Annotated in this window: 13 protein-coding genes and 1 pseudogene; 10 read left to right on the forward strand and 4 right to left on the reverse strand. The window is 77.1% G+C overall.

Going from position 1 to position 13765, the window contains the following annotated elements; all coding sequences use genetic code 11:
• The first annotated feature begins 94 nt into the window (after nt 1–94).
• Nucleotides 95–718 (forward strand): DUF4333 domain-containing protein, encoded by a 624-nt coding sequence (locus DQ238_RS11705; RefSeq protein WP_113781458.1) that lies wholly within the window; start codon nt 95–97, stop codon nt 716–718.
• Nucleotides 719–731: 13 nt separating this feature from the next.
• Here DQ238_RS11705 and DQ238_RS11710 read toward each other — a convergent pair whose 3' ends face one another.
• On the reverse strand, nt 732–1649 hold the full coding sequence (locus DQ238_RS11710; protein ID WP_113781542.1) for a 5'-3' exonuclease: 918 nt from the start codon (nt 1647–1649) through the stop codon (nt 732–734).
• Nucleotides 1650–1776: 127 nt separating this feature from the next.
• On the opposite strand from DQ238_RS11710, the gene DQ238_RS11715 reads away from it, so the two are divergent.
• Both DQ238_RS11715 and DQ238_RS11720 read left to right on the forward strand, forming a co-directional pair.
• Nucleotides 1777–2922 (forward strand): Xaa-Pro peptidase family protein, encoded by a 1146-nt coding sequence (locus tag DQ238_RS11715; protein WP_233495899.1) that lies wholly within the window; start codon nt 1777–1779, stop codon nt 2920–2922.
• Nucleotides 2897–3379 carry an Lrp/AsnC family transcriptional regulator gene (locus DQ238_RS11720; RefSeq protein WP_113781460.1) on the forward strand — a complete coding sequence of 161 codons (483 nt, stop codon included), beginning with the start codon at nt 2897–2899 and terminating at the stop codon, nt 3377–3379. The genes DQ238_RS11715 and DQ238_RS11720 overlap by 26 nt, the downstream gene beginning before the upstream one ends.
• A gap of 297 nt (nt 3380–3676) precedes the next feature.
• Here DQ238_RS11720 and DQ238_RS11725 read toward each other — a convergent pair whose 3' ends face one another.
• Nucleotides 3677–4540, reverse strand: coding sequence for a hypothetical protein (locus tag DQ238_RS11725; protein WP_113781461.1), 864 nt, complete (start codon nt 4538–4540; stop codon nt 3677–3679).
• Between the two features lie 190 nt (nt 4541–4730).
• Between DQ238_RS11725 and DQ238_RS11730 the strand changes: the two genes are divergently transcribed.
• Nucleotides 4731–5939 (forward strand): glutamate--cysteine ligase, encoded by a 1209-nt coding sequence (locus tag DQ238_RS11730; protein ID WP_113781462.1) that lies wholly within the window; start codon nt 4731–4733, stop codon nt 5937–5939.
• 73 nt (nt 5940–6012) lie between these two features.
• Here DQ238_RS11730 and DQ238_RS11735 read toward each other — a convergent pair whose 3' ends face one another.
• Together DQ238_RS11735 and DQ238_RS11740 are read right to left on the reverse strand one after the other, a co-directional pair.
• Nucleotides 6013–6543, reverse strand: coding sequence for a GNAT family N-acetyltransferase (locus DQ238_RS11735; protein WP_113781463.1), 531 nt, complete (start codon nt 6541–6543; stop codon nt 6013–6015).
• A gap of 113 nt (nt 6544–6656) precedes the next feature.
• Entirely contained in the window at nt 6657–8057 is a 1401-nt protein-coding gene (locus tag DQ238_RS11740; protein ID WP_113781464.1) for a KamA family radical SAM protein, read from the reverse strand.
• An 87-nt stretch (nt 8058–8144) separates the two neighbouring features.
• Here DQ238_RS11740 and DQ238_RS11745 point away from each other — a divergent pair, with 87 nt between their 5' ends.
• The 6 genes and pseudogenes from DQ238_RS11745 to DQ238_RS11765 all read left to right on the forward strand — a co-directional run bounded on the left by DQ238_RS11745 (nt 8145) and on the right by DQ238_RS11765 (nt 13574).
• On the forward strand, nt 8145–9188 hold the full coding sequence (locus DQ238_RS11745; protein ID WP_113781465.1) for an L-erythro-3,5-diaminohexanoate dehydrogenase: 1044 nt from the start codon (nt 8145–8147) through the stop codon (nt 9186–9188).
• Nucleotides 9185–9964 (forward strand): annotated as a pseudogene (locus DQ238_RS24090) (amidohydrolase family protein); the annotation flags it as partial. The gene DQ238_RS11745 and the pseudogene DQ238_RS24090, both read left to right, overlap by 4 nt.
• Nucleotides 9965–9996: 32 nt before the next feature.
• Nucleotides 9997–10698 (forward strand): amidohydrolase family protein, encoded by a 702-nt coding sequence (locus DQ238_RS24095; protein ID WP_255418046.1) that lies wholly within the window; start codon nt 9997–9999, stop codon nt 10696–10698.
• A gap of 47 nt (nt 10699–10745) precedes the next feature.
• A complete protein-coding gene (locus DQ238_RS11755; protein WP_113781466.1) occupies nt 10746–12371 on the forward strand; it encodes a lysine 5,6-aminomutase subunit alpha in 1626 nt (541 codons plus the stop codon).
• The gene (locus DQ238_RS11760) at nt 12364–13140 is read left to right on the forward strand and encodes an OAM dimerization domain-containing protein (RefSeq protein ID WP_113781467.1); all 777 of its coding nucleotides are present in this window, start codon (nt 12364–12366) and stop codon (nt 13138–13140) included. The genes DQ238_RS11755 and DQ238_RS11760 overlap by 8 nt, the downstream gene beginning before the upstream one ends.
• Nucleotides 13137–13574 carry a MaoC family dehydratase gene (locus DQ238_RS11765; protein WP_113781468.1) on the forward strand — a complete coding sequence of 146 codons (438 nt, stop codon included), beginning with the start codon at nt 13137–13139 and terminating at the stop codon, nt 13572–13574. The genes DQ238_RS11760 and DQ238_RS11765 overlap by 4 nt, the downstream gene beginning before the upstream one ends.
• Nucleotides 13575–13765 lie beyond the last annotated feature (191 nt).

Here is a 13765-nt window from a genome sequence, read left to right on the forward strand (position 1 = left end):
GCCGTCGGGGCCGTCCCCGGTGGTGCACGATCCCCTCGCCCATACGATCCCCTCGCCGGCACGCCCGGCCCCTGGACCCTCGACGGGAGCGACCATGACCGATGCACCGCAGGGTGGCGACCGGCCGGAGCGATACGGCCAGGGCGCCCCGGGCGGGTACGGCGGTCAGCAGACGCCCTCCTCCGGCCCGCCGGGGCCGCCGTACGGGCCGCCGCCACAGCCGTACGGACAGCCCTACGCGCCGCCCCCGGGGCAGCCGGGCGTCCCCGGTTCGCCCGGTCCGTGGAGCCCGCCACCGTACGGCCAGCCACCGTACGGCCAGCAGCACGGCGCCCCGCCGTACGGCCAGCCCGGGTACGGGCAGCCGCCGTACGGGCCCGGCCCGGTGCCCGACGGCGGCGCGACGGTCGCCCGGAGGTCGCACACCCGCCTCTACCTCGGCCTGGTCGCCCTCGCCGGCCTGCTGGTCCTCGCCGTGGTGCTCGCCCGTCTCCTCGGCGACACCCTGCTGGACCGGACGGCCGTCGAACGCGACGTCGCCGCCCAGTTCGAGCAGCGGTGGGGGGTGGCCGTCGACCTCACCTGCCCGCGGCGGATGCAGGTCGAGGACGGCGCCGTCTACCGGTGCGCCGGGACCACCGCCGACGGCGAGGACGTCACCCTGGAGATCCGGATCACCGACCCCGAGGACGCCGCCTACCAGTGGCGACCGGTCTGACCCGCGGGCGGCTTCAGCCGGTCGCGGCGGCTGGCCAGCCCAGCGCGGCGCCCAGCCGCCGGATCGAGGACTGCAGGCCGTGCGCGGCGGCGAGGGCGGCCAGCGCCTCGGGGTCGTCCGGGCGGCGCGGCAGCACGTCGTCGACCGGCGGCAGGTCGATGTCGCGGGCCACGGCCACGACGACCGGGGCCGCGTCGAGGTAGTCGGCGCCGGCGGACAGCCTGCGGAGCACGGCGGCGGTCAACGGCGCCTCGGGGACGACGGTGCGGGCGGCGGCCGCCCGGATGCCGGCCAGGTCGCCGAACGCGGTGACCAGCGCCGCGGCGGTCTTCGCGCCGACGCCGGCCACGCCGGGCAGCCCGTCGCTGGGGTCGCCGCGCAGGACGGCGAAGTCGGCGTAGGCCCGGCCCGGGATGCCGTACCTCGCCGTCACCGCCGCCTCGTCGACGGCCTCGATGTCGGTGATCCCGCGGGCGGTGTAGAGGACGCGCACGCCGCGCTCGTCGTCCACCAGCTGGAACAGGTCGCGGTCGCCGGTGACCACGTCGACCGGGCCGCGCGCGCGGGCGGCCAGGGTGGCGATGACGTCGTCGGCCTCGTAGCCGGGCGCGCCGACGCGGGCGATCCCCGCCGCGGCGAGCACCTCGACGAGCACCGGTACCTGCGGGCCCAGCTCGTCGGGGGTCTGCTCGCCGCCGTCGGGGCCCAGCCGGTGCGCCTTGTAGGAGGGCAGCGCCGCGACACGGAAGGCCGGCCGCCAGTCGTCGTCCCAGCAGGCCACCAGCCGCTCGGGGCGGTGGGCGGTGACCAGCCGCGCGATCATGTCCAGGAACCCGCGGACGGCGTTGACCGGGCGCCCGTCGGGCGAGGTGACGCTGGTGGGCACCCCGTAGAAGGCGCGGAAGTACAAGCTGGCCGCATCGAGCAGCATCGTGGTCACAGCCCGCGACGGTAACGGCCGGGCCGCTGTCGGCGTCCGTGGTCGGCGGGAGTCGTCGCGGTCGGCGGGAGTCGTGGCGACGCGGTCGCGGTCGTGCCCCGTCGTTACGCTGCGGACCGTGCCGACCGCTTCCCCCGCCGGGCCGCTGGTGACGCCCGACCGCCTGCACACCGCCCGCGACGTCGCCGCGGAGTCCGGCGTCGACCTGCTCGTCGTGACACCGGGGTCGGACCTGCGCTACCTGTGCGGCTACGCCGCGCACGCGATGGAGCGGCTCACCGCCCTGGCGGTGCCGCGCCGCGGCGCGCCGTTCCTCGTCGTCCCCCGGCTGGAGGCGCCGATGGTCGACGCCAGCCCCGCCGCCGGCCTGGGGCTGGAGGTGCTGGCCTGGGACGAGACCGACGACCCGTTCGCCCTGCTGGCGCGCGCGGCCACCGCCCGGCTCGGCGCGGCTCCGGCCCGCGTGGCGGTGGGCGACCGCGCCTGGGCGCTGCACGCCCTGGGGGTGCAGCGGGCGCTGCCCAGGGCGGCGCTGGAGCTGGCCGGTCCGGTCGTCGACCGGCTGCGGATGGTGAAGACGCCGGCCGAGGTGGCCGAGCTCGCCGCCGCGGGCGCCGCCATCGACCGGGTGCACGCGCGGATGGGGGAGTGGCTGCGGGTCGGGCGCACCGAGGCGGAGGTGGGGGCGGACGTCGCGGCGGCGATCCTGGCCGAGGGGCACGTGGCGGTGGACTTCACCATCGTCGGGTCCGGGCCCAACGGCGCCAGCCCGCACCACGAGCTCTCCGATCGGGTGGTGGCCGACGGCGACCTCGTGGTCGTCGACATCGGCGGGGAGACGGCCACCGGCTACCGCTCGGACTGCACCCGCACCTACGCGGTGGGGCGGGCACCCGGGCCCGAGGTCGCCGAGTGGTACGCCGTGCTGCAGCAGGCGCAGGCGGCCGCCACCGCTGCCGTCCGCCCCGGGGTGAGCGCCGAGGCCGTGGACGCGGCCGCGCGCGAGGTGATCGCCGCGGCCGGGTGGGGCGAGCACTTCATCCACCGCACCGGGCACGGCATCGGCCTGGACACCCACGAGGCGCCCTACATCGTCGCGGGCAACGACCTGCCGCTGGCGCCGGGGATGGCCTTCTCCGTGGAGCCGGGCATCTACCTGCCGGGCCGCTGCGGCGCCCGGATCGAGGACATCGTCGTCTGCACCGCGGACGGCGTCAGCGCGCTCAACGAGGGTCCGCGTGAGCTCCTCACCCTCCCCGGCTGACCCGGCCGGGCCCGGGACGTCGGCCGACGTCGACCGCGCGCTGATGGCGACGCTGGCCCGCGACGGGCGGGCCAGCTACACCGAGCTGGCCGAGCGGGTGGGCCTGTCGGTGTCGGCGGTGCACCAGCGGGTGCGCCGGCTCGAGCAGCGCGGGCTGATCACCGGCTACCACGCCAGGCTGGACGCGCGCTCGCTCGGGCTCGGGCTGACCGCCTTCGTCTCGATCACCCCGATCGACGTCGCCCAGCCCGACGACGCCCCGGCCCGGCTGGCCCACTTGACCGAGATCGAGGCCTGCCACTCGGTGGCCGGGGCGGAGAGCTACATCCTCAAGGTGCGGGTGGCCTCGCCCGACGGGCTGGAGGTGCTGCTGCAGAAGATCCGGCTGGCGGCCAACGTCACCACCCGGACGACGGTGGTGCTCTCCACCTTCTACGAGGACCGCCCGCCGCTGTGACCGGACGCCGGGACCAGAGGCCGGGACGGACGGCATCGAGCAGCTGTACGACGCGTCCACCTCGCGGAACCTCGACCGGCTGCTCGCCGCGATGACCCCGGACGTGGACCGGCCGACTGACCCGGCCGGGAGCCGCGCCGGCCCGCTCCGGCACTGCACCGTCCCGACGACGAGCGCCCGCTGCGCTGGGACCCCTGGCGAACGACGTCCGTTATCCCCAACTAGCGCCCCAAAAGACAGTTGCCGGACCGCCCCGGCGACAGCGGAGCCGCACCTGCCCGGCGCCCGCCGCCGAGGTCACGGGCTCGTCGGCTGCTCGGCTACGGCGTGGGCGGCCTTCGCGGCGCTGCGCTCGGCCCGGACCGCGCCGCGCGGGGCCACCGGCCTGGCGCCGGCCGCCAACGCCAGCCGACGGTAGGAGTCGTAGGAGAGGGTCAGGTAGGCCGCCGCGAGGGCGTCGGCCCACTCGCGCCGCGACGGCGGCGCGGTGCGCTGCAGGTGGCGCGCGGTGCGCACGGCGTGCTTGACGAAGGTGACCTGCAGCGCCTGGGTGGACAGCTGGGCCCCGACGGCCGAGTGGACCCCGGGGCCGCGCCGCAGGGCGGGCAGCACCCACGGGCTGTCGGCCAGCGCGGGGAAGCGGGACCGGGTGGTCTCCCAGGCCTGCCACGCCCGCACGGCGCCGGGCACGGACCACTCGCCCTCCTCGGTCCGCACGAGCAGCCGGCGCGCGGTCGCGTGGACCTGGTCGCGCCGCAGCGTGCGGAACTGGCCCACGGTGGCCGGCCAGGTGAGCGCCAGGGCGCACCAGGCGACGGTGCGCAGGTGCTCGGGGTCCTCGCTGCGGATCTCGGTCAGTGGCCGCAACTCCAGGGTGGACGGCGTCGGCTCGGGCGTGCGCACCAGCGGCAGCGCGATCCCGCCGTAGCGGGCCACCTTGCTGTACAGGGCGACGGTGGCCGGCTTCCAGTCCCGGGCTGCCGCGACGGTGTCCATCCCGTCCTCGACCAGGGCGTCGGGCCCGAGGCCGAGCTCGAGCGCCGCCTCGGCCAGCCGGCGCCACTGGACCTCGTAGCCCTCCGGCGCCTGCAGTCGGCGCCAGGCCTCGGCCGGCGGCGGAGCCGGCATCTGCGGCAGCGGGGCCTGCCAGTCACGGGTCACACGGCCATCCTACCGTTATCCACAACTTAGGGACACAAGACCCAGCACCAGACCACCCACGACACACCGACACCCCGACCCCTCGGCACCCACCAGCCGGCGTCCGGCGAACTGGCGCCGGGGCCGGGACGGACGACCCGGCCGACATCCGCGGGATCCCGCCGCGCGCGGCGGTGCGACGCTCGCGACCATGGGCGTCGTGCGCACGGTGGGCGTGGAGGAAGAACTGCTGGTCGTCGACCCCGGCGGTCGACCCGTGCCGCTGGGGCCGGCCGCCCTCGAGGTCGCGGCGCGGCGGGGGGAGGGCGAGACGGTCGCCGAGCACGACCGTGCCGATCGGGCGGACACCGACCACTCCGCCGACGACTCCGCCGACGACTCCGCCGACGAGGACGAGGATGAGGCGGGCGGGGCGGATCCGCGGGGGCAGCTGGTGCCCGAGCTCAAGGCGCAGCAGCTGGAGTTCGGCACCCGGGTGTGCGAGGCCCTCGACGACGTCGGGGCCGACCTGCGGCACTGGCGGGGGCGGGCCGACGCGGCCGCGCGGGCGGTGGGCGCCCGTGTCGCCGCCCTGGCCAGCTCACCGGTCCGCGTGGAGCCGGTCGCCACGCCGGGGGAGCGCTACGCGGAGATGACCGAGACCTTCGGGCTGACCGCCGTCGAGCAGCTGACCTGCGGCTGCCACGTGCACGTGTCGGTGGCCGACGAGGAGGAGGGCGTGGCCGTCCTCAACCGGATCCGGGTGTGGCTGCCGGTGCTCACCGCGCTGACCGCGAACTCGCCGTTCTGGCTGGGCCGCGACACCGGGTACGCCAGCTTCCGCTCGCAGGCCTGGAACCGCTGGCCCTCCTCCGGCCCGAACGAGCTGTTCGCCGACGCCGCGGACTACCGCCGGCTCATCGCGGCGCTGATGGCCACGCAGACGATCGTCGACACCGGGATGGTGTACTTCGACGCCCGCCTGTCCGAGCGCTGGCCCACCGTCGAGGTGCGCATCGCCGACGTCGCCCTGCACGCCCAGGACACCGTGACCCTGGCCGGGCTGGTGCGGGGCCTGGTGGAGACCGCGGCGCGGGAGTGGCGGGCCGGAGCCCCGGCGCCCGCCGTCCGCAGCGAGGTGCTCCGCACGGCCTCCTGGCGGGCCGGCCGTTCCGGCCTGGGCGGGGACCTGGTGCACCCCGCGACCGGCCGCCCGGCGCCCGCCGCCGAGGTGGTCACCGCGCTGCTCGAGCTCGTGCGGCCCGCGCTGGCCGCCGCGGGCGACGAGCGGCGGGTCGCCGACGGGGTCGCCGCCGTCCTGTCCCGGGGGACGGGGGCGGACCGGCAGCGCCGGGTGCACCGGGAGACCGGCGACCTGGCCGCGGTGGTCCGTGCCGCCGTCGAGGCGACCCAGGGCTGATCCGGGCGGCCGGTCCCGGTCCCGCCCCGTGCACACCGCTGGGCTGCTCGGCGCTGGGTTGCTCGGCGCTGGGCTACTCCACCGCCGCCGGCGCCGTGAGCCGGTAGGCGTCCAGCTCGACGTCGTACCAGCGGCGCATGCGGCCCAGCCGGTGCATGCCCAGCCGGGTGCAGACGGCGGCCGAGGCGTGGTTGCCGGGCCGGACGACGGCGTAGACCTCCGGCAGCCCGGCAGCGAAGGCCCGGTCGAGGACCGCGCGGGCCGCCTCGGTGGCGTAGCCGCGGCCCCAGCAGTCCGGGTGCAGGTGCCAGCCGATCTCCACCTCGCCGACGCCGCCCGGCAGCGGCTTGAGCAGCACCGTGCCGGCGACGGTGCCGGCGGCGGTGACCTCGAGCGCCCACACGCCGAAGCGCGCGTCGGCGACCGACACCGCCGCCCATCGGGCGATCAGCTCGACCGGGGTGACCGACGGCGTGCCGCCCAGCCAGCGGGTCACCTCGGTCCGGCCGTAGAGGTCGGTCAACCGGGCGAGGTCGTCCCGGCAGGTGGTCCACGACCGCAGCCGCAGCCGGGCGGTGCGCAGGTCCCCGCGGCCGGCCGTCACGCCGTCCTGCCTACCGCCGGGGGCCCTCCCCGGCCACCCGGGCGGCGGGGAGGTGGCCCCGTCGAGGGCACCCGCCCCGAGCGTGCGAGGGGTGGGGAGGAGGGGGTCCTTTCTCAGTCGGCGAGCGAGGCGACCCGGGAGGCGGCCGCGGCCCGTCCGGCGGCGACCGGGTCGCCCTGCCGGGCCCGCCACCACGCCCGGCCGCTCTCGGGCAGGGTGTGCACGGGGTCGTAGTAGGTGCAGCGGCGCGCGCGGGCGCCGTCGTCGGCGGGTGCGATGCCGGTGGGGTGGGTGGGGGTCCAGTAGCTGATGCCGCGCTCGCGGTCGTACTCGGCGACCTGGTGCACCCAGCGCTTGCCGACGTAGGGCACGTCGCAGACGACCCGGGGGGTGGCGAAACCGGGCAGGTAGCCCATGAGGTCGGCCTGCAGGGTCTGCCCCTCGGCCAGCGACACCCGCCAGTGCTCGGCGCCCGGCACCACGTCGCACAGGTAGAGGTAGTAGGGCGTGACCCCGGCGCCGTCGAGCAGCGCGAAGCACAGGTCCAGCAGCGCCGGTGCGGTGGTGTTGACTCCGCGCAGCAGCACGCCCTGGTTGCGCACGTCGCGCACGCCGGCGGCCAGCATCGCCCGCACCGCCTCGGCGACCAGCGGGGTCACCTGCTGCGCGGCGTTGACGTGGGTGTGCACGGCCAGGGAGACGCCGCGCTGGCGGGCGGTGGCCGCCAGCCGGGTCATGCCGGCGACGACGTCGTCCTGCAGCCAGTGCTGCGGCAGGCCCATGAGCGCCTTGGACGCCAGCCGGACGTCGCGGACCGACTCGATCTGCAGCAGGGCGGAGACGAACGCCTCGAGGGTGCCGAAGGGCAGGTTGGCGACGTCGCCGCCGGAGACGACGACGTCGCGCACGCTCGGGGTGGCCCGCAGGTAGTCCAGCATCGCGGCGTGCCGCTCGGCCGGCTTCGCCGCGAAGCGCAGCTTGGCGACGGCGGGCGTGGAGTTGCCCACCAGGTCCATGCGGGTGCAGTGCCCGCAGTACTGCGGGCAGGTGGCCAGCAACTCGGCGAGCACCTTGGTGGGGTAGCGGTGGGTGAGCCCCTCGACCGCCCACATCTCGTGCTCGTGCAGCGAGTCGCGGACCGCGCAGGGGTGGCTGGCCGCGGCTCCGGGCAGCCGGTCGGAGGCCACCGGCAGCATGTACCGGCGCACCGGGTCGGCCCGCATCGCGGCGGTGTCCGGGACGGCGGCGGGCACCATGGTGTTGAGCATCTGCGGGGGCAGCAGCAGCGACATGGTGGCCCGCCCGGCCTGGTCGGCGGCGACGTCGGCGTAGAAGGACCCGTCGAGCAGGTCGCCGTACACCCGCTGCAGCTGGCGGACGTCCTTGACGCAGTGGGCGCGCTGCCACTGGGCGCTGCGCCACTGCTGCGCGGTCACGTCGGCGAACCCGGGCAGCCGGCGCCAGTCGGGCTCGACGAGCGCCCGGGCGGTGTACTCGTACGGCTGCTCCAGCACGGTCGGCGCCTCCTCGGGGTCCGCGGCACGGACGACCAGACGAGAAGATCTTCGGCTAAGACCGCGAAACGCGCTAGGTTCTCCGCGATGGACGGCGTTTCCACGACAGATGCACGGCGGCGGGCGCTCGGGGTGCACCGGGTGCTCGCCCCGCCCGGTGTGCTGCCGCAGGCGGCGGAGCGGCTGGACGCGGATCCGGCGATCGGCCCGGACGAGGTGCGCATCACGGTACAGCGACTGAACCTCGACGCCGCCTCCTTCCGCCAGTTCACCGCGGCGTGCGGCGGGGACGGGGACGCGGTCCGGGCGGCCGTGCTGGACGTCGTCCGCACCCGGGGCAAGGTGCACAACCCGGTCACCGGCTCCGGCGGCATGCTGATCGGGGTGGTCGACGCGGTCGGACCGTGCTCGCCGCTGGGCCTGGCCGTCGGCCAGCGGGTGGCCACGCTGGTCTCGCTCACCCTGACCCCGCTGGCGCTCACCGACGGTCTGGCCCGCTGGGACGGCCGCGGCGAGCAGGTGCCCGCCGCGGGGACGGCGGTCCTGTTCGCCCGTTCGCTCGCCGCGGTGCTGCCCGACGACCTGCCCGACGCGGTGTCCCTGGCGCTGCTGGACGTCTGCGGCGCCCCGGCGAGCACGGCCCGGGTGGTGCGGCGGACCGGCGCGCGGTCGGTCGTCGTCCTGGGCGCGGCGGGCAGGTCCGGCTGCCTGAGCCTGGCCGCCGCCCGGGCGGCGGGAGCGGGCGAGCTCACCGGCCTGGTGCGCGACGAGGGCGAGGCCGCGGCGCTGCGCGCGGCCGGGCTGGCCGACCGGGTGGTGGTCGCCGACGCCACCGACCCGCTGGCGGTGGCCGCGGCCGTGCCGACGCCGGCGGAGGTGACCGTGGTCTGCGTGGACGTGCCCGGCGCCGAGCACGGGGCGGTGCTGGCGACGGCCGACGGGGGCACCGTGGTCTTCTTCTCGATGGCGACGTCCTTCTCCCGGGCGGCGCTGGGCGCGGAGGGGATGGTAGCGGACGTGACGATGTTGATCGGCAACGGCTACACGCCGGGGCACGCGGCCCTGGCCCTCGACCTGTACCGGTCCACCCCCGGCGTGCGGGCGCTCGTCGACCCTCGGGTGCCGGCATGAGCCTGCTGGTCCGCGACGTGACGGTCGGCGAGCGGTCCGGCCGGGCGCTGCTGGTCGACGGCGGGCGGATCGCCTGGCTCGGCGCCGCCGCCGAGGCGCCGGCCGCCGGCCGGGTGGTCGCCGGCGAGGGGGCGCTGCTCACCCCGGCGTTCGTCGACGCCCACGTGCACGCCACCGCGACCGGCCTGGCGCTGACCGGGCTCGACCTGCACTCGAGCGTGAGCCTGAGGGAGGCGGTGGCGTCGTTGGCCGCTCGCGCGGCCGGGACACCGGACGGCGTCCTGCTGGGCACCGGCTGGGACGACACCGGTTGGCCGGAGGGCCGCGGGCTGACCCGGCACGACCTGGACGCCGCCGTCGGCGACCGCCCGGCCTACCTGGCGCGGGTCGACGTCCACTCGGCCACGGTCTCCACCGCGCTGCTGGAGCGGGTGTCGGGCATCGGCGACCTGCCCGGGTTCTCCCCCCAGGGGTGGCTGCGGCTGGACGCCCACCACGCGGCCCGGCAGGCTGCCTTCGGGGCGGTGGACGCCGCCCAGCGCCGCAGCGCCCAGCGGGCCGCGCTCGCCGCGGCCGCCGCCCTGGGCATCGGCTGCCTGCACGAGATGGCCGGGCCGGAGGTCTCCGGGTCCGCGGACCTCGCCGGGCTGCTGGCCCTGGCCGCCGAGCGGCCCGGCCCGCGGGTGCTCGGCTACTGGGGGGAGCTGGCCGAGCGCGGCGGGTTGGGCGTGGTGCGCGAGCTGGGCCTGGCCGGCGCCGGGGGGGACCTGTTCTGCGACGGCGCCCTCGGTTCGCGCACCGCCGCGCTGTGCGCGCCCTACGCCGACCGGCCGACACCGCCGGCGCGCTGCGCTTCGCCACGGCGTCCTTGGTCGAGCACGTGCGGGCCTGCACCCGCGCCGGCGTGCAGGCCGGCTTCCACTGTATCGGGGACGCCGCCGTCGAGCAGGTGCTCACCGCCGTCGGCGTCGTGGTCGAGGAGCTGGGCCGTGCCGCGGTGCGCGCCTGCCGGCACCGGCTGGAGCACGTGGAGATGGCCGGCCCGCCGGCGGTGGCCCGGCTGCGCGAGTGGGGGATGGTGGCCAGCGTCCAGCCGGCGTTCGACGCGGCCTGGGGCGGCCCGGCCGGCATGTACGCCGAGCGGCTGGGGCCGGCGCGGGCGCTGGCCTGCAACCCGCTGGCCGACCTCTCCGCCGCCGGGGTCGCCCTCGCCCTGGGCAGCGACGCCCCGGTCACCCCGCTGGACCCCTGGGGCGGGGTGCACGCCGCCGTCGACCACCGCACCCCCGGGTCGGGGCTGCGGCCGGTCGACGCCTTCGCCGCCGCCACTCACGGCGGCTGGCACGCGGTGCGCGCCGAGCACCCGGTCGGCCCCCTGGCCGTCGGCGCGCCCGCGCACCTGGCGCTGTGGGCGACGGAGCAGACCCTCCCGGGCGTCCTCGCCGAGCGGGCCCGTCCCGCCTGCCGGCTGCTGCTGGTCGACGGCGCCCCGGTCGAGAACCCCCTGTGACCCCCCGTGACGGCCCGCGTGGCTCCGTCGGCCCCCGAGGAGGCAGCGTGAACGCCCTGGCGCTGGACCCGGTCCTGGTGGGCCGGGCGCGGGAGCTGGCCGTCCGCGCGGCGCAGCCGGTGGTCGACCTGGCCCGGCGGCACACCACCGTCTCCGTCGAGCGCGCGGTGCTGCGGCTGGCCGGGCTCACCGGCGCCGACCCGGTCACCGGCTCCGGCGACGGTGAGGGCACCGACGGGGAGGGCGGCGCCACCGACCGGGTGCCCTGGGTGAACCGGGTGGTGGACGTCGTCGGCGAGCAGGTCGGCCTGGACCGGGGCGTGGCGCTGCCGGTGTGGCACGCGATCTGCTCCGGCGCCGCGCCGGACCTGCCGGCGCTGGCCGCGTCCGTCGGCGCCGGGACGGCGCGGTTCACCCTGCCCACCGGCGCCGACGCCGAGCGGGCCCGCGCGGCGGCGCGGGACGCGGTGGCCGCCGGCATGGCCCGCATCGACGCCAACCGACGGCGGCGCGAGCAGCTGGTGGCCGCCCTCGGCGACCCGCCGCGCCGTCCGTGGATCTACCTGATCGTGGCCACCGGCGACATCCACGAGGACATCCCGCAGGCGCAGGCCGCCGCCCGCGCCGGCGCCGACGTCATCGCCGTCATCCGCTCCACCGGGCAGTCGCTGCTGGACTTCGTCCCCGAGGGGGCCACCCGCACCGGCTACGCCGGCACCTACGCCACCGGGGAGAACTTCCGGCTGATGCGGGCCGCCCTGGACCAGGTGAGCGGTGAGCTGGGCCGCTACGTGCGGCTGACCAACTACGCCTCGGGCCTGTGCATGCCGGAGATCGCCGTGCTGGCCGGGCTGGAGCGGCTGGACATGATGCTCAACGACGCGATGTACGGGATCCTCTTCCGCGACATCAACCCGCGGCGCACCTTCGTCGACCAGCGGTTTTCCCGGATGGTGCACGCCCGCGCCGGAATCGTGATCAACACCGGCGAGGACAACTACCTCACCACCGCCGACGCCGTCGACGCGGCGCACACCGTCACCGTCAGCCAGCTGCTCAACGAGGCCCTCGCCCGGGAGGCGGGCCTGGCCGACTGGCAGCTGGGCCTGGGCCACGCCTTCGAGATCGACCCCGACCTGCCCGACTCCTTCCGCCTGGAACTCGCGCACGCGATGCTGGCCCGCTCGCTGTTCCCCGACGCGCCGCTGAAGTGGATGCCGCCGACCAAGCACATGACCGGCGACGTGTTCCGCGGCTACCTGCTCGACGGGTTCTTCAACCTGGCCGGGGCGCTCACCGGCCAGGGCATCCTGCTGGTCGGGATGATGACCGAGGCGGTGGTCACCCCGTGGCTGTCCGACCGGGACCTGGCGCTGCGCAACGTGCGCTACGTGCTCGACGCCGCCGGCGGTCTGGTCGAGGACTTCGCCCCGCCGGCGGGCGGGTTCATCGACCGCCGGGCGCACACCGTGCTCACCGAGGCCGTCGCGCTGCTGCAGCGGATCGCCGAGCACCCCCAGGGGCTGATCCAGGCCATCGCCGACGGCACCTTCGGCACCACCCGGCGCCCGCCCGACGGCGGCCGGGGGCTCGACGGCGTCGTCGCGCTCGACCCCGACGCGTGCAACCCGGCGCTGGAGCTCCTGGAGGAGGAGGTGGTGGCCCGTGCCTGAGAACGGCCACAGTGGCCACGAAGGCCGCGACGTCCGCAGCACGGTCCGCCCGTACGGCGACACGACCGGCGACGGGATGGTGCAGGTCTCGTTCACCCTGCCGGTGCCGCCGGGCCCGCGGGCGGAGGGCGCCGCGGCGCAGCTGGCGGCGAAGATGGGCCTGGCCCCGGCGCTGGTCGTGCACAGCTCCGGCATCGGGGCGGGGTTCACCTTCTTCGTCGTCTACGGCTCGGTGCGCCACCTGGTCGACCTCGACGCGGTGCAGGTGGCGGAGCGGGCCTACCCGCTGCTCTCGCCGTCCCAGGTGGACGCCGCCGTCCGCGCTGGGCTGCGCCGCAAGCTGGTCGTCCTCGGGGCCTGCATCGGCACCGACGCGCACACCGTCGGCATCGACGCCATCCTCAACGTCAAGGGCTTCGCCGGGGAGAAGGGCCTGGAGCACCACCGGGAGATGGCCGTCACCAACCTGGGCGCGCAGGTCGCCGTGCCCGCGCTGGTCGCCCGGGCCCGGGCCGAGCGGGCCGACGCCGTCCTGGTCTCCCAGGTGGTCACCCAGCGCGACGCGCACCTGCGCAACACCCGCGAGCTGGCCGCCGCCTTCCGCCAGGCGATGGGGGAGGATCGGCCGCTGCTGGTCGTCGGCGGGCCCCGCTTCGACCCCGCCATGGCCGCCGAGCTCGGCGTCGACAAGGTCTTCGGCCGGGGGACGACGCCCGGCGAGGTCGCCAGCTACCTGGTGCACGCGCTCATCCCCGACGGTGCCCCGTGACAGCACCCGACCCGCGCGTGGGCCTGACGATCTCCCACCGCCGCTACGTGCCCCACGGCTGCGCCCACTACGGCGGTGCGCTGGTCGACGGGGCCTACACCCTCGGCCTGTTCGGCGACGTGGCCACCGAGGTGGCGATCGTGCTGGACGGCGACGAGGGCCTGCTCGCCGGCTACACCGAGGTCCGCTTCCTCGCCGCGGTGCGCGCCGGGGACGTGCTGGAGGCCTCCTGCGAGGTGGTGCGGATCGGGCGGCGCAGCCGTGAGCTGCGCTGCACCGCCCGGGTGGTGGCCCGCGCCGAGCCCGAGCGCGGGCCGTCGGCGGCGGGGGTGCTCGATCCGCCGCAGACCGTCGTCGAGGCCACCGCCACGCTCGTCGTCCCCGGATCCGTGCTCCCCGGATCCGCCGTTCCCGGGCCCGTGCTCCCCTCCTGACCTCGGCGCCCCGGGACCGCCCGGCACGCGGCGGGGGACACCGCCGCCCGCGCGGCCGCCGCGGCGCCCCGGGATGGGATGCTGGGGTGCAGGCCACCGGCGACGGCGCCGGTGGCCGTTCGACCCCGCCGCAGGGTGTGGGGCAGGCCAGCGACCGGCGCCCCGGTCGCCCGGGGCACGGGAGGGCACGG

The sequence above is a fragment of the Geodermatophilus sp. TF02-6 genome (assembly GCF_003319115.1).
Taxonomy (GTDB): domain Bacteria; phylum Actinomycetota; class Actinomycetes; order Mycobacteriales; family Geodermatophilaceae; genus Geodermatophilus.

Excerpts from the sequence above, each read along its gene's own strand:
- DQ238_RS11730 (WP_113781462.1), top strand. The coding sequence starts at position 4,731 with ATGGGCGTCGTGCGCACGGTGGGCGTGGAGGAAGAACTGCTGGTCGTC.
- DQ238_RS11745 (WP_113781465.1), top strand. The coding sequence starts at position 8,145 with ATGGACGGCGTTTCCACGACAGATGCACGGCGGCGGGCGCTCGGGGTG.
- DQ238_RS11710 (WP_113781542.1), bottom strand. The coding sequence starts at position 1,649 with ATGCTGCTCGATGCGGCCAGCTTGTACTTCCGCGCCTTCTACGGGGTG.
- DQ238_RS11705 (WP_113781458.1), top strand. The coding sequence starts at position 95 with ATGACCGATGCACCGCAGGGTGGCGACCGGCCGGAGCGATACGGCCAG.